Raw genomic sequence first — 21,514 nt, 5'->3', positions numbered from 1 at the left:
GATAATGATTTCCTTACATCATGCCGCCCATTCCACCCATGCCGCCCATATCTGGCATGCCGCCGCCTTTTTCAGGCTCAGGCTTGTCAGCGATAACTGCTTCAGTAGTCAAGAACATAGCCGCTACGGATGCAGCATTTTGAAGCGCGGAACGAGTTACTTTAGCAGGGTCAACGATACCCGCTTCGAACATGTTCACCCATTCACCAGTAGCAGCGTTGTAGCCGATACCTACTTCTTCTTTTTTCAAGCGGTCCACGATTACGGAACCTTCTTGACCAGCGTTAGCTGCGATGGTGCGAATTGGCTCTTCCAACGCGCGAAGCACGATGTTAACGCCTGTTTTCTCGTCGCCAGTTACGTCTACAGCAGCAACAGCGTTATATACGTTCACAAGAGCTGTACCCCCACCGGATACGATACCTTCTTCAACCGCTGCGCGAGTTGCGTTCAGGGCATCTTCGATGCGAAGTTTGCGCTCTTTAAGTTCAGTTTCAGTTGCAGCGCCAACTTTGACAACGGCTACGCCGCCAGCCAATTTAGCCAGACGCTCTTGCAATTTCTCTTTGTCGAACTCGGAAGTTGTTTCTTCCAGTTGAGCACGGATTTGGCTAACGCGTGCATTGATGTCCGCTTTGTCGCCGCTTCCGTCTACGATTGTTGTGTTTTCTTTAGTTACGCGTACTTGACGTGCGTTACCCAGTTGTTCAATGGAAGTGCTCTTCAGATCAAGACCGAGCTTCTCAGTGATCACTTGGCCACCAGTCAGGGCAGCGATATCTTGCAGCATAGCTTCACGACGGTCGCCAAAGCCAGGAGCTTTAACAGCAACAGCGTTGAATGTTCCACGCAGTTTGTTCACGATCAGCATAGCTTGTGCTTCGCCTTCGATATCTTCAGCGATAATAACAAGCGGTCTAGCTTGTTGAACGATTTTTTCAAGCAATGGAAGAATTTCTTGAGTGCTGCTGATTTTTTTATCAGTGATCAAGATGTATGGATTCTCCAAAACAGCTTCCATTTTGTCTGTATCAGTAATCATGTATGGGGAAATGTAACCACGGTCGAATTGCATACCTTCTACTACTTCAAGCTCAGTAGCGAATCCACGGGATTCTTCAACAGTGATAACACCGTCTTTTCCTACTTTTTCCATAGCTTCAGCGATCAATTGACCTACTTCATCGTCAGCAGCAGAGATAGCAGCTACTTGAGCGATAGCTTGGGAATCTTCGATAGGCTTAGCGATTTTTTGCAATTCTTCAACAGCTGCACGAACCGCTTTGTCGATACCTTTACGGATAACCATTGGGTTAGCACCAGCAGTTACGTTCTTCAGACCTTCGCGGATCATAGCTTGAGCCAGAACCGTTGCAGTTGTAGTACCGTCACCGGCTACATCATTAGTCTTAGTAGCAACTTCTTTAACCAGTTGAGCACCCATGTTCTCGAATGCATCTTCAAGTTCGATTTCTTTAGCGATCGTTACACCATCGTTAGTGATGAGTGGGCTACCAAATTTCTTCTCAAGCACCACGTTGCGGCCTTTTGGTCCAAGTGTAACTTTTACCGCGTTTGCCAGAGCATCTACACCACGAAGCATAGAACGGCGAGCTTCTTCACTGAATTTAATTTCTTTAGCCATTGTGTAATTACCTCCTAGAATTTTTTGTATATCATATTACTTTAAGTAGTTTAGATTTAGCTTATGATCGACTCTTGCTTAGTCAAGAATCGCGTGAATGTCGCTTTCTTTCATAATCAAATATTCTTTACCTTCATATTTGATTTCTGTTCCTGCATATTTTGAGAAAAGAACACGGTCGCCTTCTTTAACTTCAAGTGCTACACGTACTCCATCTTTCAAAGCTCCGCTGCCTACTGCAATAATAGTTCCTTCTTGTGGCTTTTCTTTCGAGGAGTCCGGAAGCACAATCCCGAATGAAGTTGTTTCCTCCTGCTCGCTCGGTAGCACCAATACGCGTTCACCTAATGGTTTGATCATGAAAAAATAGCCTCCTTTAAAATTATGTTATTTTGCTTCAAAACATAGTTTAGAACTTACCGATCAAACTTAGAATGCTGTGATGTTCTTGAAAAATATCAATGGAACCCTGCTAATCTCCAGCCCATCTCCTATTTTTCAAGAGCGTTAGCACTCAACAGCGTGCAGTGCTAACAACAATTTTTATGATACTCAACTTGAGCCCGGATTTCAAGTCTTTTTACACAAATTCGTATTAGTTTTCGCAAAAAAATACGTTTCAATGCTTGTCCAAGCACACACTCTATTACATTGTATCCACGGGTTTTGAAAATATGCGTAGGATTCCAGCGCTTTCCTCTCACCCCTTATAGATATGAACGTTGCTAGAATGGTTAGACCTTTGCATCTAATGATCGTGATCGATCGATAACAATTACTTATTAAGTGTATTCAATCCAACTAATGAAATCAACTTATAGCAAAAAAGCTGCCACATTCGTAGAAAATCTACTTAGCGGCAGCCTCTCTCCTCACTCCTGCTTCTGAACATACCGTTCATCCCGTGCCGCGTCCGCAGCAAGTTGCTTGCGATAGACAAATGCAGATAAAAATACACTGAACTCATACAAAATGAGCAGTGGAATCGTCACGAGAAAGTCTGAGATAAAATCCGGGGGCGTGATAACTACAGCAATAAAAACAAGCGTGAAATAGGCGTACCGACGCATTTTACGCAAGCGTAGCGGGTTGAGTACTCTTAGTTTGGTCAGAAACATCACCAGCAATGGAAGTTCAAACAGCAATGCCAGCGGCAATACCAGGCTGAACATGAAGTTAAAATACTGTGCAATCCCGTAGGTCTCTTCCAGTCCCATGCTTCTGGTAATTGAGATCGTGAACGAAAGTGCCATTGGAAAAACAATATAATAAGCAAAAGAAAGACCGATAAGGAAAAGAACAAACACATAGGGAACATAACGAAGTGTCGCACTTCGCTCCTCCGGCCGCAGGCCCGGACTGATAAATGCCCACAGCTGGTAGGCAATAAACGGGACAGAAATCACTAGCGAAACGGCCATCGCGATCTTCATGTACATCCCAATGCCATCCCAGAATGAGAATGCATGCAGAACAAAACCTTGCGCCAGGTCCGTGCTAATCAAATAATCGTAAATAGGCTTTGCACAAAATAAACCGCCAATTAATCCAAGGACAAATACGACTAACACATAAATAATCCGTTTGCGCAGCTCGGTGAGATGATCCACCACCGACATTTCTTCCGATTTCAGAGACATCCAGACACCATCCCATGACAAGAGTAAAAAAGATAACACTAACTTTCTTCAAAGCAGTGTCCGTTGCTGCGGAAAGCAAAGAAAAAGGGGCGTCTCCTCAAGTCTAGTAGACTCCTGAGAATGCCCCATTGAAAGATCTTCTATTATTCCGGCAGGCGTTTGTCCTGAGGAATATCTGCAGCGACCGTTTGCGGGGCCGTCGGCACAGGAGCTTCGCTCTTCTTCACCGGTTCATTATCCCCGATGATTTCACGCGCGCCTTCCTTAAATTCACGGAAGGTTCGTCCAACTGCACGGCCTAGCTCTGGCAGTTTATTTGGGCCAAAGAGCAGAAGTGCCAGTATGACCAACAAAATAATACCAGGAGTACCAATTCCACTAAACATTATTATTCCTCCTTGTCCACCTGTCCGTTCATGGTATCGTTTACTTTAATTTAATAATACCATAACTTATGTCACAGTTACATCCACTTTCTTCTATAAATAGATTATCATTGTGACGTGACAAGAAGATGACAAAGGGTTATTGGCGGTATTGGCCAGTTACCATGAGCAGTGCTTCCGGTAATTGATCCATAATAGCTGCCAGATTCTCATGAACACCCTTCGGCGTTCCAGGTAAATTGACAATCAACGTGCGACCGCGAATGCCGCATATCCCACGAAAAAGCATAGCTGCACGGTTTTTTTGCATCACTGTGCTTCGCATAGCTTCTGAGAGCCCAGGCACTTCCCGTTCTACCACTCGCCGAGTAGCATCCGGGGTCACATCACGAATCGCCAGATCTGTGCCTCCGGTGGTCAGTACCAAATCTGCCTGAAAATAGTCCGTCAGTTCAATCAAGGCTGCGATAATCTCATCTTGTTCATCGGGAACGATTCGATATTCAATGATCTCGCCACCTAGTTCCTCTTCCACCAGCTCCCGAATAACCTGGGCGCTCGTGTCTTCCCGTTCGCCCCTGGCCCCTTTATCACTGGCCGTTAGGATTGCTGTCTTCCACGCCATAGGTTTGTCCTTCCTCTCTATATGTATAGTTGGCTGTACAGTTCAGCCTGCTCGCCTCAGCGCTTCGAACAAAAGCAGATGATACTTATTCGAGCGCATAATCTCCGTTCTTGCCCCCGCTCTTAGATACCAGAAGCGTCGGTCCGATAATCATATCCTTCTGAATAGCCTTACACATGTCGTACACCGTTAGTGCTGAGGCAGAAACAGCGGTTAAGGCTTCCATCTCTACTCCGGTTTTTCCTGTAGTACGGACTGTTGCTTCTATATAAAGTTCATCTTCGCTGTTATCGGAGAAGCTGATATCAATACCGGTAAGTGGCAGCGGGTGGCACATCGGAATCCAGTCTGACGTCTTCTTAGCCGCCATAATCCCGGCGATCTGTGCAACAGCAAGGACATCACCTTTGCTGATCTTGCCACTCTTAATGGCGCTCAGCGTTCCAGCAGCCATCTTGATCATACTCCGCGCGACAGCTGTCCGCTTCGTAATCTCCTTCTCACTCACATCCACCATACGAGCTCTTCCCTGCTCGTTGAAATGGGTCAATTCCATGGCTCACTCTCCTTTTCGGCAGTGCACTATACCATTTTCAGTAATCAGCATGTCCATTAAAGCATCATGCTCATCCATCGGCACCCTTGGAACCAACTGCATGCCGTAAGCTAACCCGATCCATATCGGGGGCTGTGCGCTAACGTACCCGGCTTTCTCCCAAGACGCACGTAGCCGGTCATAGTATCCTCGACCGTAGCCAAGCCTGCCGCCTTGAAGATCAAATGCTAGCCCTGGTACGAACACAACAGCAGGTAGCTTAATCTCTTCAATCTCTAATAAATCTCTGCTGGAGACAATAGGTTCATGGATACCATAAGCCCCCGGCTCTAAATCGCTCCATGCATTCACCGCGTGGACACTCATTTCATCGCTTGCTGGAATTACACGCGGCAAAAGCACCTTACGCTGATCTTTCCACGCCTGTGTGATAAGTGGGCGGGTATCAAGCTCTGAACGAAAAGACACATAGGCCATTAGTGAAGTTATATCCTTCGTCTCCAGCCACTCCAATGCATAGTGGCAAACTTCAGATGATAGTTTACTTCTCTGGTCCGAAGACAGCTCGTTTCGGGCGATGGTCTTCTCCGCTCGTAATTGTTGCTTTACTTTGGAGATCTCCGACTCCTTGCTGGACATTGTCGGCCTCCCCCACTTATTCATCCCTAGCTTATCCTTGTTTGTAAATCCAGTTTACCACTCTTCTCCCCGGTTCGCCAAGGTGGATAGAACTGTGTTATCGGACTAGGTCGTTATTCCCTCCTTACATTAGATCGAACCCTCGCTTGGGAAACGCTTTTCATGTAAACTATAGAATAAGTTGTTCATACGGCTGAGGGATAAATACCAAGGCGAAATATGCAAGGGTGGAGGTTTCATCGTTATGCTTCTTCAAGCGACAGGAATTACTAAATCATATGGTATACAGAACGTACTGGATGGCATAAGCCTACAGGTAAATGAAAAGGAACGTGTCGGGCTAGTGGGTGTGAATGGTGCCGGCAAATCAACTTTTCTACAAATTCTGGCCGGTGAGATGTCTTATGACAGCGGTCAAATTCATAAATCAAAAGAAACAACAATCGGATATTTAGCTCAGAATAGCGGACTGCAATCTGACAAAACCATTCATGAAGAAATGATGGCGGTCTTCGCTCCGCTGATCGAAGCCGAAACTGAGCTGAGAGAGTTAGAAGTAAGTATTGCTGATCCTAAGCTCGCGGAAGACCCCAAGCGGTACGAAGAACTGCTTGAACGATATGCGCGGCGCTCGGATTGGTTCAAGGACCACGGCGGCTATGAAATGAATACACGGATTCGCAGTGTCCTACACGGCATGGGCTTCAGTGATTTCCCACCAGATACACCCATTTCTACCCTTAGTGGAGGCCAAAAAACCCGGCTCGCGCTGGCCCGTATTTTGCTTCAGGCTCCAGATCTTCTGATGCTGGATGAGCCTACTAACCATCTGGATATCGAAACGTTAACGTGGCTGGAGGATTACCTCCGCAGCTATGCTGGCGGGATTCTGGTTGTATCCCATGACCGTTATTTCCTAGACCGTCTCGTGACCACTATTGTAGAGATCGAGCGGCACCAGTCCCGGCGTTATACGGGTAACTACAGTCGTTATGTAGATTTGAAGGCTGCCGAATATGAAGCACGGATGAAGCAATATGAGAAGCAACAGGATGAAATTTCTCGAATGGAGGATTTCGTTCAGAAAAATATTGTCCGGGCTTCCACCACAAAACGTGCGCAGAGCAGACGCAAAGCGCTTGAGAAGATGGATCGTCTAGATCGTCCAATGGGCGATCTGAAGAAGGCTAGCTTCTCCTTTGAGCCAGACTTCATGTCTGGAAAAGAGGTGCTTCAAGTGCGCAATGTTGCGGTTGCCTTTAATGAAGGTTCACCTTTATTCAAGGACGCTTCTTTTGAGCTTCGTCGTGGGGAGACTGCTGCCCTGATCGGTCCCAATGGTATCGGTAAATCCACACTGCTGCAGTGTATGACCGGAACCCGTGAGCCTTCTGCTGGAACGGTGAATTGGGGCACTAAAGTAAAAATTGCTTATTATGATCAGGAACAGACCCGCCTTAATCCACAAAATACGGTTATGGAAGAACTGTGGAGTGAATATCCAATGATCGAGGAAGCCAGAATTCGTACGATCCTTGGTAATTTCCTTTTTAGCGGAGAGGATGTTCTTAAGAAGATTTCCGCACTCAGCGGCGGCGAAAAAGCTCGGGTTTCCTTATCTAAACTAATGCTCCGCGGTGCAAATATGCTAATTCTCGATGAACCTACCAACCATTTGGATCTGGTCAGCCGTGAGGTTCTGGAATCTGCTTTAATTGATTTCGAAGGCACCCTGCTGTTCATCTCCCATGACCGTTATTTTTTGAACAAAATGGCGGAAAGGGTACTGGAGCTGCATCCCGAAGGGATCGACCAATACCTCGGCAACTACGATGACTATGTCGAGAAGAAACGAGAATTAGAAGAGATTGCAAAAGATGCCGCTGAACTAGCTACTAAAAACGTTAATAAGGACGCTGCTGTAACTGAAAAAAGCGCTGTAACCTCTTTTGAAGCAGACAAGCAGGCTAAGCGTGAAGAGCGTAACCGCAAACGGCGTATCGCAGAGCTTGAGGAGAACATCGCCTCACTTGAAGAATCAATCGTATTTATAGAGCATGAAATGACTAAACCTGAAGTTTATCAGGATTATTTAGCACTTCAAGGTTATGAAGAGGACCTGAAGAACAAAAAATCTCAGCTGACAGATTTCTTTAGCGAATGGGAAATCCTTGCTGACGAATAATGTAAATCCTCCTTATAAATATTTTTTCATCGTTCTAGATTTGTTCATAAATAGTTATCCACAGCTCTATACACAGGTTTCGTGTATAACTCCCTACTTCAAAAGACCCCTCGGGGTCTTTTTTATGCGTTAAATCGGTATTTTCAAGGAAAAGGAATTATTATCCACGGATCTATCCACATTATCCACAATTCTCACAGTGTTTCATTGCCAACAAAATTGTTTATTAGAGCATTTTGAAAAAAGCCGTTATTGCTGATTTTACGCACTTTTTACACAACTCAGGCAGAATATGTGGATAACGTTGTCCACAACTTGACAAAAGACGTAACCCCATTTTACAAGACTGATTTTCTGCTAAAAAAGAACCCGCTATCTCCTAAACTGACAGCGGGCACGTCGTATTTTAGACAATCTGTGTAGAGAGCAGGGCGGCATTACAGGCTGCGATATAAGCGATGCCTGCCGCCATAATTATATCTTGGTGAGTGGCCGTGCCTCTGAATTTAAGGCCCTCCCACTCCACCATCACCGCTGCTTCTGCTTGCGCATTCTCTCCGCTTCCAAGCGAATGAAGCTCGAGTCCTGCAAAGTCTATCTCCTCAGCAATCCCTTGCCCAATAGCAGCGATAATCGCTTCAAGCGGACCTTCACCAGTGCTGGTATGTGACGTTTCCCGGCCAGTCTGCAGATGGCGTACCGTAACTGCAGCTACACGGCGCTGGGCACTGCCCGCCAATACCTGAACCTCACCCAGCTCATAGACCTGAGCTTGTTGTCCAGTTGTACTGCTTACCATTTGCAGCAGCTGGTCATCACTTACGACCTTTTGACGGTCAGCGGTCTCTTTAAAGGACTCATAAAGTGCATCCAGCTCCGCAGGCTCCAGCGTTATTCCATACTTCGCAGCCCGATCCTTCAGCGCATGTCTGCCAGAATGTTTGCCCAGAATGATCATGCTGCGGGGGATGCCCAGCCGTTCGGGATCCATAATCTCATAGGTACTACGATCCTTGAGCAGGCCATCCTGATGAATCCCAGATTCATGCTGGAAGGCATTTCTTCCGACGACCGGCTTGTTATAGGCGATTGGAAAATGCATCGCTCCACTAATCAGCCGTGAAGTATCATACAGTTTATCGAGCACGATGCCTGTTTCTGCACCGATTGCATCGCCGCGGGTTTCGAGCGCCATAACAAGCTCTTCCAGTGCGCAGTTCCCTGTGCGCTCGCCTACACCATTCACGGTGACTTCTATCTGAGTCGCCCCTCCATCAATCGCTGCCAGACTGTTAGCTACAGCCAGCCCCAAGTCATTGTGACAGTGGGCACTATAGCTGACCTTGCCGCCGCCTCTTGCTCCCTGCCGCACTCTCCGGAACATCTCGCCATATTCATGTGGCAATGCGTATCCTACTGTATCCGGCAGGTTAATAATGGAGGCCCCTTCCTCTATAACTGCTTCAACCATTTCAATCAGATCATCAATCCCTGTCCGCGCAGCGTCCATGGCCGTGAATTCAACTACATCACAGAATTGTCGCGCATAAGCCGTCATCTCGCGCGCTTTAGCTACGACTTCAGCTCTGCTCATACGCAGTTGATGCTGCAAATGAATATCAGAAGAGGAGATGAACAAGTGAATCCGCCGACGTTCAGCGTCTTGAGTCGCCCGGACTGCAGCATCGATGTCTCCTTTTACGGCCCGCGCGAAACCACAAATCTCCACGTTGCGCACCTTGCGCGAAATCGTCTGCACCGCTGCAAAATCTCCAGGACTCGATACCGGGAACCCCGGCTCCATTACATCAACACCCAGATCAGCGAGCTTATAGGCCAGTAATATTTTTTGTTCAGGAGTCAGACTAGCCCCAGGGGCCTGCTCACCGTCACGCAGGGTCGTATCGAAAATTTGAATACGTTTCTTAACTGGAATAATCATCTGAATTCCTCCTAGTTTTGTTTTCATGTAATTGGATGCCTTATCTCTATCCTATGCTTCGGCGCAGAACCACACGTCGACTTGTGGTTCTGCTCATTTCCCACCCACTGCTGCCGGCAGCTGAAACAAATGAATCTCTGCACAATGTGCAGAGTGTTCACTTTTGGCGTCTTATGTAGCGATGAGTCCATTCCCCGGACTTCTTCTACAAGAACGCAAAAACCCGCCGTCTCTAATAAAGAGACGGCGGGTTACCCCTCCGCGGTACCACTCTTTTTGACGCATCGGCTGTCTTAATAACAAGCCTTAAAGCTGCGTCCAGCTCTTCTTCCCGGTTCAAGCTGGCGTGCCAGCTTAAATCCGGAAAGGTCCGATAACGAGGACAGCCGTAGGCAGCGTACTCTTGTTCCGCCGCTCCGCTCCCGGGCGAGCTTCAAGAAATCCGGTGACTGCGTCGCACCAACCCGCAGCTCTCTGTTCACCGTCAAACTCTACTACTCCCGTTCTTAGCGTGTATTATATAAATTATTCACCACTCTAAATCCATACAAAAAAGCCTGCCATCTCATTCAAGAGACGACAGGCTGTTAACCTTCGCGGTACCACTCTTGTTGATGCTCTGTATCAGCTAAGTTCCTGCCGATTCCAATTGAACATCCACTCTACGGTCCAGTATGTTAGGTACTAGACCACCCTATTACGGAGGTTACCCGTAAACGGTGTACAAACGTTCCGGCGACAATTGCCAGTAATGCTTCCACCGCTCCGCTCCCAGACGAGTTCAGGACTCCTTCGACTGCGTTGCACCCACCCGCAGTTCTCTTATCCCAGAGTATCCTTACTACTTCCGCTCATCGCGTTTGTCTTGTTTAATTGAACTGATTATACTCGTTAGCTCCAAATGATGTCAATAGGCAGATACAGACCATTGTTCCAGTGAGAAGCCAGGGTCAGCAACCATATCCAGCGGTATTCCTCCGTCATGCTGCCACTTCACGTATGCAGCCGCTCCAATCATCGCCGCATTATCCGTGCAATATACCGGTGGAGGAATAATAAGTTCAATGCCCTCCGTTTCACAGCGCGAAATTAATGCCGAGCGAAGTCCGCCATTAGCAGCGACCCCCCCACAGAGCAATAACTGTCTGGAGTTAGTGGCTTTAACGGCGCGTACCGCCTTTTCCACCAGCACTTCTACTACGGATTCTTGGAACCCCCGGGCGATACCTGCCACATTGGGTTCAAGACCTTTCATTTTGCTCTGATTCACCACATTCAGCACCGCCGATTTTAGACCGCTGAAGCTGAAATCATAAGAGTTCGGCTCCAGCCATACCCGCGGCAATGCAACAACTTCCGTTGCTTCGCGTGCTAGGCGATCTACATGGGGTCCGCCGGGATAAGGGAACCCTAGCGCCCGAGCCACTTTATCATAGGCCTCACCTACAGCATCATCACGCGTGCGGCCGATAATTCGAAACTCACCCTCACGCTCCATATGAACCAGTTCAGTATGTCCACCTGACACCACTAGTGTCATACATGGATACTGCAACTCTGCAACCAGACGGTTAGCATAGATGTGGCCTGCAATATGATGCGTGCCAATTAACGGCTTGCCCCATGCAAGAGCAAGGCTTTTAGCTGCTACTACCCCGACCAGTAAAGCTCCCACCAAACCCGGGCCTTGAGTCACCGCTACCGCAGTCAATTGTTCGGGTGTAACGCCCGCCTTGGCGAGCGCTTCCTCGATTACGAGCGTAATTACCTCCACATGTTTACGGGAAGCCACTTCTGGCACCACGCCCCCAAAAGCACGATGTGTCTCTATTTGACTCGAGATGATGTTGGATAACACTTCTGATCCGTTTTTGACCACGGCCACCGAGGTTTCATCACAACTGGTCTCTATAGCAAGTATTAGTACAGGTTGAGCTGCGCCCGTTTCTGTCTTCATTTCAAGTCCACGCTTCCTTCCAAATAGCCATGCTCCTTATACTCCGGTAGATCCGCCCACATAATGAGTGCATCCTCGCGATTATCGGAATAATATCCTTTGCGCGTACCGGCAGAACGAAAGCCTTTTTTACGATATAAATTCTGAGCTACCTCATTGGATACCCGCACCTCAAGCGTAATGGATTTCATGCCTACGTAAGAGGCAGTATTCATTAACTCCTCCAACAGGCGCTCCCCCCATTTACGTCCACGATAAGCTTCGAGTAAGGCAATATTCGTCACATGCGCCTCATCCACGATAGCCCACATTCCAGCATAGCCAATTATATGACCTGCCAGCTCCATAACCATGTATTTAGCAAAATGATTATGCGTCAGCTCATTCCGGAAAGCTTCCTCCGTCCACGGCATGGTAAAGGCTTCGCGCTCAATAATAAGAATGTCCGGAATATCCTCCAGCTTCATCAGACGAAAAACAAGGTCAGCCTCTTGTGCTCTCAATGATTCCACTTCCGTCATCGTTTTAAGCCTCCTTTACTACTTAACCGCAGATTGGCCTCCGCTTCCGAAATCTGAGTATAGTTAGGGATCAAGCTATGAATATCATCATTCTCTACTTGCAGCCGGGCTTCACCAAGGAAGCCTGTCCAGCGGCCCTCCAGCTCATATGGAATAGCTACAGAAGTGCCGAGTTCCGCCAGCGGATGTAGTGATTCTTCGCTGCCATGTACAGCGGTTTCTCCAACAAACCATAGAATAGCTGGTTTAGTTCCTTCAGCTGAAGCCTGTTGTAAACGTTCTGCCAAGTACTCCACCCAGTCGGCCATCAACCGGATGGCATCTGGTTCAAGGCGGCTAAGAGAACTATTCCCATCCGCTGCGAATAATCCTGTGTAGACCTGTCCCCGACGCGCATCCATCAGTGGAATGATCCAGTCTGGACCGTAGCCACTGTTCGCAGTGGCTTGTCCTGACTCTGCTGTCGTCTTATTCTTAAGGGCTGTTTCATACCCACCCCATGCCACAGCATGCAGGCTCGAAATACCAACTACCGGGACATTCCATGCCCAAGCCAGTGTTTTGGCAGCGGTAACCGCGATCCGTGTTCCCGTATAAGATCCCGGGCCCACACCAACCGCAATCCCGCCCAGATTAGCAAAGGTTGTTCCCGAAGCTTGCAGCGCCTGCTCTATAATCGGCAGCAAATGCACCGAATGATTCCGTTCACCGGAAGCATTAATTTCATGCAATAATTCTCCATTCTCGGTCACTGCAACCCCCAATACGGCAGTTGATGTATCCAGCGCTAAAAGCCGCTTGCGCGGCTCTGTATTCTCGTTCGTCATTTTTATTAACCCCACTTCTTGATCAGCTCCCGGCAAAGCTCACCATAAGGCTCCCCGATTGCGGTCACCGTAATGATTCTTTCCTCCGGTCCAACTGTTTCCATGTATATATGCATATGCCGCGGCGGCATTAACTCCGTAATAATACTGCTCCATTCTACCAAACAAACACCCTGACCATAGAAATACTCATCCAATCCAAGCTCATCTGCTTCCTGAAGTGAAATCCGATATACATCCATGTGATATAACGGCAGACGACCTTCGTACTCTTTAATAATAGTAAAAGTAGGACTGTTTACGATCCCTTTCACTCCAAGATGGCGAGCATAACCTTGCGAGAAGGCCGTTTTTCCTGCGCCTAGATCACCGTCCAAACCGATAACCATGCCTGCCGTTGAAGCAGCAGCTATTGCACTTGCCAGTTGCTCCGTATCCTGCAGATTGTAAGAACGGTAAGTGAACACCGTTTCGACTGTTTTGTCCAACTACAACTACCACCTTTTAAAATATACCTGTCGAAAACCATTACATTCAATTATATCGGTATGGTCCATCCACCGCAACAACTGTCCCTGCCCATTGTTTAAGCCTAAGGAAGTACGGCCCTCTTCTTCACTTGCGTGTTTAAGCTGAATTTCGATACCGAACGCTGCGAGATTGGGTGGCTTCGACTGCCGCTAATCCGCTCATGCTGCTCCTACCATATCTGTAGCCTGAAAGAATAATACTGTGGCAATAACTCCTGAACACAGCGCAACAATAATGGACTGTCCTGCCTGATCCAATATATTGGTTTAAATCTTACACCGTCAACCTTGATGTCAGTTATGCTCCAAATCAAAAAGAGACCTTTACGCAAACTTAAGCATAAAAAGTCTCTTTTTTTAAAAACTATAATTCAGCTTTAACGTACGCTCTAAGTAGACCTTTGTTAGTGCTCTTGCTCTTCGAGTCGTTCAACACCCACAGTGTGCGTATTGGTTGGTCGAGAGCCAACTTGTACCGTAGCCATTCCGTTCTCTTCATCCACATGTTCAATCCATACAGGCTCCCCATCCAAATGTACACTTACAGTTTCTTTAGAAGCATAAATATCCTGTGCCCGTTTGACGTCCACAACTGTTCTCCTCCTTTATCTTTCCTAAAGTTTACGATTCTAAGGGTGACGTATCTTCGAGGGTTCGTTCCGCATCTAGCTTTTCCGAATCGGAAACCTGACTGGCCTCCGTGGACGCAATAATGCTCTCCCAATCCACAACTGTGGCCGGAATATCCTGCTCGCTCAGCGCATCGCTCCATTCGTTATCTCTTGGTTCCATACCTTAGATTCTCCTCCTCAACTTCACAGGTCCGAGTTTATTTTTTCCCAAGCTTCTCAAAAAATGCACCCGGCTAGAAAAGCCTTTCCTGCCTCATACTAACCCAAAGCAAATCAACTTAGATCAGGAGGTGTTTCTCATGCATACCGTTTGGAAAGGAGCCATCAGCTTCGGGCTTGTGCATGTTCCGGTTAAAATGTTCTCCGCTACGGAAGACAAGGACATTTCTCTGCGTTATATCCATAAGGAGTGTGGCAGCCCGCTGTCGTATGTACGCAAATGCCCGGTGTGTGACAAAGAGGTAGCTTGGGAAGAGATCGGTAAAGGATATGAGTATGAAAAAGGGAAGTTTGTGCTCTTCGACAAAGAGGAATTGGATCAACTATCCGACGAGACCAGTAAAAGCATCTCCATTCTCGACTTTGTAGACCTGACGGAGATCGATCCGATTTATTTTCAAAAAACCTACTATTTATCCCCGGATCAGGCAGGCTCAAATGCTTATCGACTTCTTATGGAGGCCATGAAGCAGACAGGTAAAATTGGTATCGCCAAAATTTCAATCCGCTCAAAAAGCAGTCTGGCAGCGATCCGTGTGCTTGAGGATTGCCTTGCGATTGAGACCATTTTTTATCCTGATGAGGTGCGGCCGATCTCGCAAGTGCCTGGTCTGCCCGAAGCAGGGACAGTGAACGATAAAGAGCTGGAAATGGCTAAGCTGCTGATCTCACAGCTATCCACTCCTTTTGATCCGGCAAAATATACCGATGATTATCGCCAGCGTATGCTTGATCTGATCTCACATAAAATTGCAGGCGAGGAATTTCATATCGCTCCTGCTAAACAGGAAAGCAATGTGATTGATCTAATGGCTGCCTTGCAGGCTAGTATTCAAGCTGTGCAGCATATTCCTTCAGACCCTGGTCCTTCATTAACAGGCAACACAAAAACCAAAACTAAAGCGGCTCCTGCTGCCAAAAGAAAAACAGCCAAGACCAAAACAACCGCCGCGGAACCTGCGGAGCAGCAAAACGAGGTCTCCGGGCCGACTCCAGTCATCACGCCAAAACCGAAACGCCGCAGCACGAAAAGCAAAACAACCGTATCTTAGGAGGCTCTGCGGATGAAGCTTCAGCCCATTATTCCTTTTGAACCTATACTGGCTGGGCAGCTTCCAGCAGGTGACCAGTGGATCGCACAAATTAAATGGGACGGCGTACGGATGTTGTCCTATTACGATGGAAGCACTACTCAGCTTATTAACAGACGTGGCAATTACCGTACCACGCAATATCCAGAACTTATTGATGTATCTGCTTACTGCAAGGCTGACTCCGTGATTCTTGATGGTGAGATTATCGCGCTCAAGGACGGCAAACCCTCATTTCATGAGGTGATGCGGAGGGACAGTTTGAAAAACGGTTCCACGATTTCCGTCGTTAGGCATCAGGTTCCTGTCATTTATATGATATTTGATATTCTGTTTTATAATGGCCAATCGACGATGGATCAACCATTATTCTTGCGGCAGCAGCTGTTAAGTGACATTCTGCTGCCGCATCCCCATGTTCAAGCTGTGCCAAGTTATACCGATCCTACAGAACTGTTCGCCGCCACTCAGAACCAGGGCTTGGAAGGAATCGTCTGCAAGGACATCAACAGCACTTATGCTCCGGGCGGAAAAGATAAACGTTGGCAGAAACGCAAAATCAGTTCTGATATTACAGCTGTAGCCGGGGGTGTGACGTTCCGTGACGGTATCGTCAACGCACTGCTTCTTGGTCTTTATGATGATAAAGGAAATTTGCATTATATCGGACATGCCGGTCCGGGAAAATTGACTGTGCAGGATAAACGCGACTTAACTGCGGAGGCACACCGCCTTAAGCTGGATCGGATGCCCTTTGCAGATGTTCCACAACGAGGTAAGGGTGCTTTTTGGATAAAGCCGGAGCTCGTCTTCAAAGTTCATTTTCTGGAATGGAACACCTCGGGCACTCTGCGTCAGCCTGTTACTCAAGCTAAAGTGAATCTTCCCCCGGAGGCATGCACAATGGAGCAAAAAGGATAAAAGAACGTCCTCCCAATCTGAAATGGGAGGACGTTTCTTATTGTGCTGTAAAACTTGTTACAAGGGCCTCAAGCTCTGCCTTTGTCTGCGCAGTATTTTTTGTACTCGTAAGTGTATAATCGACACTTCCATCAGCACTGGACCATACCAGCTGGACTTTAAGATCACCCTGATGAGGCCCAAAAACTGTGTAAATCGCCTCAACCCCGTTGATGGTCAAGCTCTCATCCTGATCCCCAGGCAGCTGGGCCAAAGTCACCCCTTCCGGTAGCGTGTATGCAGGTGCAGATCTTAAATTCAATCTCTCTCCATTTCGTAGATAGGTGATAGAGGTTTCTGTATTGCTCCACTTCAAGCTTTGCGAAATCACCTTTTTACCACCAGCTTGGGCTTTAGCTTTTAACTGATCCCTAAGGGTTTTATACTCTGAGCTAAAAAACATTGGAATCACTGGATTTAAAACGACATCCTGTAACTTATAATCCTCTGGTAGAGAAGTAGGTATCAGGAGTGACTTCCCGCTTAATGAAAGTAACTTCTGCGCCGCTTCGTTTATAGAACTGAATCTATATGGCATATAGCTTATACTCAAGGTTTCATGTGGATTAGATTTCTTATCATTTACATACAGGATCTTAAGTTCGCCTGCTTGTAAGGGAACTGTATTTTCTTTGGCAATCAAAGCTTCAATCGTTGAAGATATGGGCGTATTCTGCTCAACGGGTGCGGTAGCTTTACTTTTATTATTACTCCCCGCAGGCACTGCGCCTGCTGTTCCACTCACCGCACTTATCAATACTAATAAGCTTAAGGCTGTAATCGCCGCGCTTTTCTTAATCATCATTATAATATCCTCCTTTAGCCCCTTGGTTATTTGATCATGGTTTTAGCTACCGCCAGCATTTCATTTGTCGTCAGCGTACTGGCCCGATTGTCTGAAAGGGTATATTGTATCGTGCCTGAGTTATCCAGCCATACTAGCTTTGTGTTAAAGCTTGCGTCTTTAGCGGAATCAGTTGTAAGTACTACTTTCCTGCCGTTGACCGTTAATTCTTTTTTAGATTCCGAGGCTCTTACAAAAGGTACCGCTCCTTCCGGAAGTTTGGCGGGCGGCGACCCAGTTACAATGCTAAAATTGGCTTTTCCTTTGGCATACAGCTGCATAGACAAATTCGTCTGGTTCCAGCTGATGATTTTACTAAACAACTGTTTATTAGAATTACCAGCAACCGCTGCTGCCTTCAATTCCTGCTCTAGTTGCAAATACAGCTCTGAATCATTAGCTACAGCCGGTGGATAGATGATGGCTCTCGCCAGAGTGAAGCCTTTAGGAAGATTTCCGGGCTGCGGAATAGACGGACCCCTTAGCGCTTTAAACTTCGCAGCAAAGGATTTATAGTCCTTAAAAACAAACCCTTTGCCAGAGAAGCTGATCGCATCCTGTGGATTGGAGACTTTATCCCGTACGTAGTAGGCCAAAAGCGTACCTTCCTTCACTCCAGCTACGAGTGCCTGCAATTCCTTTTGGGTCTTCTGATCGGTTTGTGATGCAACCTGCGCTCCTGATGCCGCCGCAATTGTAAGAGACAAGCCGGGTACATCCACACCCCCGGCCACTCCTGTTCCCAGCAAGATTGCTGCAGAGAACGCGATAACTGTTTTTTTGAAATCAGAATGGAGCTTCAATTTCTAACATCCTCTCCTTCAATAAGGTAAATGTATTTTCACCCCTGTTTTTTAACTACACTTCTATAACAATCCAACATTAGAAAAAGGGACATTTTTTCACAAAAAAGAGGCTGTCCCAAAAGCCATGAAATAGTTGCTTGGGAAAGCCTCTTTTTTGTTCTTAACATTACAAGTGACGCATCAAGTGACGCATCAAGTGATGCTCCTAATGATGCAATAAGTGAGCACTTTTAGAACAATTGGGGAATTTCTCCCTAAACCTCAGATATTTCTGTTCATTGGACCTATAATTAGGGAAAACTTCCCTGAAATTCAGCCAATTCGGCAACGAATAAAGCAATTCTCCTGATTATTAGGGAGGAATTCCCTGATTTCGTTCATTTAGAGCAAATAGCGGCTATTTTCAGGGAGTTTTTCCCTAATTAGTTTAAAGCATTCTATACATTGCACAAACACAGAACGTATCGCCCATAGTCCACCGTCACATATACCACTAATTCCACAAATCATCTACTGCAAGCCGCACGAAAATCATACATAGCACATCGCACATCGCCCACCGTCCCAACCATTAGCATAGAACTCTACGCGTGGCATATCGTCACATGGCACAGTAAAATCCATTATTCCCCTATTCCATAAAAAAGCTGCCTCCCAAGTAGAATTCACTACTTTTGAGACAGCTTCTCCTAATGTACAGTTAGAACAGTAGCTAGTGAATAAAACTGGTGGCAATCTTTTGCCATTGCTCACGAGTCAGTTTACTCTCCTGCTTGTCGCTTAGAGAAAAAACCATCTGGGTGACTTCATCATACCAATACAATCGATTCTGAGAAGACCAAGCATTCTTCCCTTTTCCAGTACCCGCCGCGATAAATATTGCCTCTTTACCTGTACCTGTCACAGACCATTTTTCAGCAGTCTGGCCTTCCAAGATAGACACTTGCATGGTATAACCCTTAAAAACACTCTGCCTTAAGGATAGTGTAATTCTTTGATCTCCGTTGTGGTAGGTAACCTCAGCATTATCTATGGAATTTGCAGCTATCTTCTCCATAAACAAGTTTTGTCCAGTTTTATCGGTTGTAGCCTTTTTTTGAAATTGTTCAAGGATTTCTTCATATTCTGTGTCTAGCGACTTGTATAGGGGAGCTGCATTAAAAGTTCCTTGCTCGAATTCATAACCATCAGCTAACGAGGAAGGCAACCCTGGCCAGAAATCGCCAACCGTTTTTAATTCTTTTACGAAGTCTTGATATTTCGAATACACCGGCGAAATAAAAGCAAACTGCAATTGATTTCCATAGCCTAACCCTAACTCCAGCTTATTTAATTCAGCATCCTTCACATAATAAGCAGCCATTTCCCCAGTGTTTAAACGAGCAAGCACTTGCTCTTTATAAGTCATAGATAAGCTCTGATACTTTTCTATCGCAGGCGAGGTTGTCGGATCAGGCGTATTATTATGCACCGTCTTCACAACAGCCTTCCCTCCGCTGTTCACTAGTGTAATAATACCACCTTGGGGTTTTGAGATATCAATTGTAACCTGGCTACCTTGTTCCGATAAATCTCCATCAGCAGATAGCTGAAAAGCACCCAACCCGATAATCCCTAGCAATACAGCCGCGGAGACTCCAGTGAGCACTCTTTTTCTAAACCTAGACGGGTGTTGGGGCATCTCTTTTTGCTTCTGCATAATAGGATCTTCCGGTTCTGGAAACGGATTCAGCTCGATAACGATGTTCGTCCTTTCACCGTCAATCCTATTCTGTTGTTCATGAATTGCTCTTACCCGCTTCATAACAGCTGCTTTTACATCCAGCTCTTCGCAGCTCCCTACCGCATCCATTTTCTTGATCATTTTCTCTTCAACAAAGCCTCGTTGCCGCACCATTCCGTTCCCCCTTTCTGAGCATTCAGCATTTTGCCAAGCTTCGTAATCGTTCGCCTGTATTTTTTCTTCACAGCATCAGTATTCTTATCCAGAATCTCCGCAATCTCCGGGAAGCTCTGTTCCTCAAAGATTCTAAGTACTAACAGGTTTCGCTCCTCTGTCTTCAGCTTCTCGAGGGCAAAAGTCAGATGTTCGTTAAATATGTAACGGTCCATCAACTGTTCCGGGCTTTCTGCAGGCGGATCTGGTTGAAAAAGCGCCATAAACTTTATTTGGCTTTGACGTTTGCGGATCAGACTGAGGCAATGATGGTAGGCAATTTTATATAGCCATGAAGAGAAGCTCGCGATAGGGCGGTATGTGCCTATATGCTGATATGCCTTTACCAGAATTTCCTGTACTGCATCCTCCGCTTCAGTACGGCTCCCAAGCAGCCGACAGCAATAGCGGTAAATCGGCTTTTGAAAAGCCTCGACGATCAAGGCGTAGGAATCTACCTCGCCTGACTGTACCCGAACAACAGTGTGCTCGATCCCGTCCAAAATCAGCAAACTCCCCTTTCTCATTAACGTATATCCTTATAAGTCTTATGATCATCCAAAAGGGACACTTTGGGAATATTTTTTTCATGAAAAGGAGCAGACTGACACATAATACCTTCATTCCTATCACAGAAAGGAGTTTCCCCGATGCCGGCAGCGATCAAAGGTACAATTACCATCGACGGAGAAGAAATCATCATCACTAACCCAGAGAAGCTGCTGTGGCCTGAATGTGGCATTACCAAACGGATTTATCTGCAAAAGCTCGCTGCACTCTCTCCCTATCTGCTGCGTTATTGCCGAGACCGGCTGCTTACCGTCATTCGTTATCCGCACGGCATCTCTGGAATGTCCTTTTATCAGAAAAATGCGCCTGATCCTCTTCCGGCCTTTGTCCAAACCGCTGTGCACGAGAATATTAACTATATCAAGCTGCAAGGTTTACCTGAGCTGATCTGGCTGGGGAATCTGGCTGCTTTGGAATTCCACCCTTCCCTGCATTATGTAGGCAGCGAGCTGCCCTGTGAGTGGATGATTGATCTTGATCCGTCACTTGAGATCGAACCTCGCATCATGGAAGCAACTGCGATCGTTGGGGCGGTCTTAACCTCTCTTGGCCTCTCCTCTGTACCCAAAACCTCCGGTGCTACCGGGGTGCAAATCATCGTCCCTATCGAGACTGGCGTTACTTTTGATGGATTGCGGAAAATCGGGCATTTTGTGGGTCGTTATGTCACCGAAAAGCATCCCAACCTGTTCACCCTGGAACGTCTAAAAAAGAATCGCGGAGATAAAATTTATTTTGACTACCTTCAGCATTATAGCGGCAAAACATTAGCTGCACCTTACACACCACGCGCAAGACCATTTGCTACAGTTTCTACACCCTTGCTCTGGGAGGAGGTTCAGCAAAATGTATCTCCCTCTAATTTTCATCTGCTCAATATCGAGGAACGCCTTCTGCGTATGGGAGATCTTTTAGAGAAAGTGCCCCCACAGCCCGTTGAACAGCTCATTGCTAAGCTCCCATAAAGGAGCAATCCCATAGAAAAAAGACCCTAAAAACAGCA

General features: G+C 46.7%; 22 protein-coding genes, 1 pseudogene and 2 other annotated features. Of the genes and pseudogenes, 4 read left to right on the top strand and 19 right to left on the bottom strand.

The features are described 5' to 3' along the window. Positions 1 to 13 precede the first annotated feature (13 nt). The 7 genes from groL to MHI25_RS05425 form a co-directional block, all read right to left on the bottom strand. On the bottom strand, positions 14 to 1,645 hold the full coding sequence (gene groL / locus MHI25_RS05455) for a chaperonin GroEL (protein ID WP_076129222.1): 1,632 nt from the start codon (positions 1,643 to 1,645) through the stop codon (positions 14 to 16). A gap of 78 nt (positions 1,646 to 1,723) precedes the next feature. After that, complete coding sequence (groES, locus tag MHI25_RS05450) at positions 1,724 to 2,005, bottom strand: co-chaperone GroES (protein WP_036676506.1); 282 nt, start codon at positions 2,003 to 2,005, stop codon at positions 1,724 to 1,726. A 512-nt stretch (positions 2,006 to 2,517) separates the two neighbouring features. After that, the gene (gene tatC / locus MHI25_RS05445; RefSeq protein ID WP_076129223.1) at positions 2,518 to 3,285 is read right to left on the bottom strand and encodes a twin-arginine translocase subunit TatC; all 768 of its coding nucleotides are present in this window, start codon (positions 3,283 to 3,285) and stop codon (positions 2,518 to 2,520) included. 143 nt (positions 3,286 to 3,428) lie between these two features. Then, on the bottom strand, positions 3,429 to 3,671 hold the full coding sequence (locus MHI25_RS05440; protein ID WP_036676510.1) for a twin-arginine translocase TatA/TatE family subunit: 243 nt from the start codon (positions 3,669 to 3,671) through the stop codon (positions 3,429 to 3,431). A 139-nt stretch (positions 3,672 to 3,810) separates the two neighbouring features. Next, on the bottom strand, positions 3,811 to 4,296 hold the full coding sequence (locus MHI25_RS05435) for a MogA/MoaB family molybdenum cofactor biosynthesis protein (RefSeq protein WP_036676512.1): 486 nt from the start codon (positions 4,294 to 4,296) through the stop codon (positions 3,811 to 3,813). An 85-nt stretch (positions 4,297 to 4,381) separates the two neighbouring features. After that, entirely contained in the window at positions 4,382 to 4,852 is a 471-nt protein-coding gene (gene moaC, locus MHI25_RS05430) for a cyclic pyranopterin monophosphate synthase MoaC (RefSeq protein ID WP_076129224.1), read from the bottom strand. 3 nt (positions 4,853 to 4,855) lie between these two features. Continuing rightward, on the bottom strand, positions 4,856 to 5,491 hold the full coding sequence (locus MHI25_RS05425; protein ID WP_248547908.1) for a 5-formyltetrahydrofolate cyclo-ligase: 636 nt from the start codon (positions 5,489 to 5,491) through the stop codon (positions 4,856 to 4,858). Positions 5,492 to 5,735: 244 nt separating this feature from the next. Between MHI25_RS05425 and MHI25_RS05420 the strand changes: the two genes are divergently transcribed. Beyond that, complete coding sequence (locus MHI25_RS05420; RefSeq protein ID WP_248547909.1) at positions 5,736 to 7,676, top strand: ABC-F family ATP-binding cassette domain-containing protein; 1,941 nt, start codon at positions 5,736 to 5,738, stop codon at positions 7,674 to 7,676. A 406-nt stretch (positions 7,677 to 8,082) separates the two neighbouring features. On the opposite strand, the gene MHI25_RS05415 is transcribed toward MHI25_RS05420, so the two are convergent. From MHI25_RS05415 to MHI25_RS05380, 8 genes and pseudogenes are all read right to left on the bottom strand, one after another. Continuing rightward, entirely contained in the window at positions 8,083 to 9,618 is a 1,536-nt protein-coding gene (locus MHI25_RS05415) for a 2-isopropylmalate synthase (protein ID WP_036676518.1), read from the bottom strand. 236 nt (positions 9,619 to 9,854) lie between these two features. After that, positions 9,855 to 10,135, bottom strand: a binding site (T-box leader). 52 nt (positions 10,136 to 10,187) lie between these two features. Continuing rightward, positions 10,188 to 10,482, bottom strand: a binding site (T-box leader). Positions 10,483 to 10,525: 43 nt separating this feature from the next. After that, positions 10,526 to 11,575: a tRNA (adenosine(37)-N6)-threonylcarbamoyltransferase complex transferase subunit TsaD gene (tsaD, locus tag MHI25_RS05410; RefSeq protein WP_076099403.1), complete on the bottom strand. Its 1,050-nt coding sequence runs from the start codon at positions 11,573 to 11,575 to the stop codon at positions 10,526 to 10,528. Next, positions 11,572 to 12,096, bottom strand: coding sequence for a ribosomal protein S18-alanine N-acetyltransferase (gene rimI / locus MHI25_RS05405; RefSeq protein WP_036676521.1), 525 nt, complete (start codon positions 12,094 to 12,096; stop codon positions 11,572 to 11,574). Before rimI ends, tsaD begins: the two co-directional genes overlap by 4 nt. Beyond that, entirely contained in the window at positions 12,093 to 12,923 is an 831-nt protein-coding gene (gene tsaB / locus MHI25_RS05400) for a tRNA (adenosine(37)-N6)-threonylcarbamoyltransferase complex dimerization subunit type 1 TsaB (protein ID WP_076185059.1), read from the bottom strand. The genes rimI and tsaB overlap by 4 nt, the downstream gene beginning before the upstream one ends. A 5-nt stretch (positions 12,924 to 12,928) precedes the next feature. Then, positions 12,929 to 13,390, bottom strand: a complete 462-nt coding sequence (tsaE, locus tag MHI25_RS05395; protein ID WP_254849004.1) for a tRNA (adenosine(37)-N6)-threonylcarbamoyltransferase complex ATPase subunit type 1 TsaE — start codon at positions 13,388 to 13,390, stop codon at positions 12,929 to 12,931. 190 nt (positions 13,391 to 13,580) lie between these two features. Then, positions 13,581 to 13,708, bottom strand: a pseudogene (locus tag MHI25_RS05390) (multidrug resistance efflux transporter family protein); the annotation flags it as partial. 149 nt (positions 13,709 to 13,857) lie between these two features. Further along, positions 13,858 to 14,043, bottom strand: coding sequence for an H-type small acid-soluble spore protein (locus MHI25_RS05385; RefSeq protein ID WP_036676525.1), 186 nt, complete (start codon positions 14,041 to 14,043; stop codon positions 13,858 to 13,860). A gap of 31 nt (positions 14,044 to 14,074) precedes the next feature. Continuing rightward, on the bottom strand, positions 14,075 to 14,245 hold the full coding sequence (locus tag MHI25_RS05380) for a hypothetical protein (protein WP_175617343.1): 171 nt from the start codon (positions 14,243 to 14,245) through the stop codon (positions 14,075 to 14,077). 139 nt (positions 14,246 to 14,384) lie between these two features. On the opposite strand from MHI25_RS05380, the gene MHI25_RS05375 reads away from it, so the two are divergent. Beyond that, positions 14,385 to 15,356 carry a Ku protein gene (locus MHI25_RS05375; protein WP_076185058.1) on the top strand — a complete coding sequence of 324 codons (972 nt, stop codon included), beginning with the start codon at positions 14,385 to 14,387 and terminating at the stop codon, positions 15,354 to 15,356. 12 nt (positions 15,357 to 15,368) lie between these two features. Beyond that, entirely contained in the window at positions 15,369 to 16,316 is a 948-nt protein-coding gene (locus MHI25_RS05370; RefSeq protein ID WP_076185057.1) for an RNA ligase family protein, read from the top strand. A 37-nt stretch (positions 16,317 to 16,353) separates the two neighbouring features. Here MHI25_RS05370 and MHI25_RS05365 read toward each other — a convergent pair whose 3' ends face one another. From MHI25_RS05365 to MHI25_RS05350, 4 genes are all read right to left on the bottom strand, one after another. Beyond that, positions 16,354 to 17,160, bottom strand: coding sequence for a hypothetical protein (locus MHI25_RS05365; protein WP_076302848.1), 807 nt, complete (start codon positions 17,158 to 17,160; stop codon positions 16,354 to 16,356). Positions 17,161 to 17,186: 26 nt separating this feature from the next. Further along, the gene (locus tag MHI25_RS05360) at positions 17,187 to 18,002 is read right to left on the bottom strand and encodes a hypothetical protein (protein ID WP_076302847.1); all 816 of its coding nucleotides are present in this window, start codon (positions 18,000 to 18,002) and stop codon (positions 17,187 to 17,189) included. 715 nt (positions 18,003 to 18,717) lie between these two features. Continuing rightward, positions 18,718 to 19,902, bottom strand: coding sequence for a hypothetical protein (locus MHI25_RS05355; RefSeq protein WP_076302846.1), 1,185 nt, complete (start codon positions 19,900 to 19,902; stop codon positions 18,718 to 18,720). Further along, complete coding sequence (locus MHI25_RS05350) at positions 19,866 to 20,468, bottom strand: sigma-70 family RNA polymerase sigma factor (protein ID WP_248547910.1); 603 nt, start codon at positions 20,466 to 20,468, stop codon at positions 19,866 to 19,868. The genes MHI25_RS05355 and MHI25_RS05350 overlap by 37 nt, the downstream gene beginning before the upstream one ends. Positions 20,469 to 20,591: 123 nt before the next feature. Between MHI25_RS05350 and ligD the strand changes: the two genes are divergently transcribed. Continuing rightward, positions 20,592 to 21,476 carry a non-homologous end-joining DNA ligase gene (gene ligD, locus MHI25_RS05345; protein ID WP_076276844.1) on the top strand — a complete coding sequence of 295 codons (885 nt, stop codon included), beginning with the start codon at positions 20,592 to 20,594 and terminating at the stop codon, positions 21,474 to 21,476. Positions 21,477 to 21,514: the final 38 nt, after the last annotated feature.

The organism is Paenibacillus sp. FSL E2-0177 (assembly GCF_037992975.1).
GTDB lineage: Bacteria > Bacillota > Bacilli > Paenibacillales > Paenibacillaceae > Paenibacillus_AQ > Paenibacillus_AQ odorifer.
The sequence above is the reverse complement of the archived record's forward strand: the minus strand, read 5'-3'. Positions and strand labels throughout refer to the sequence as shown.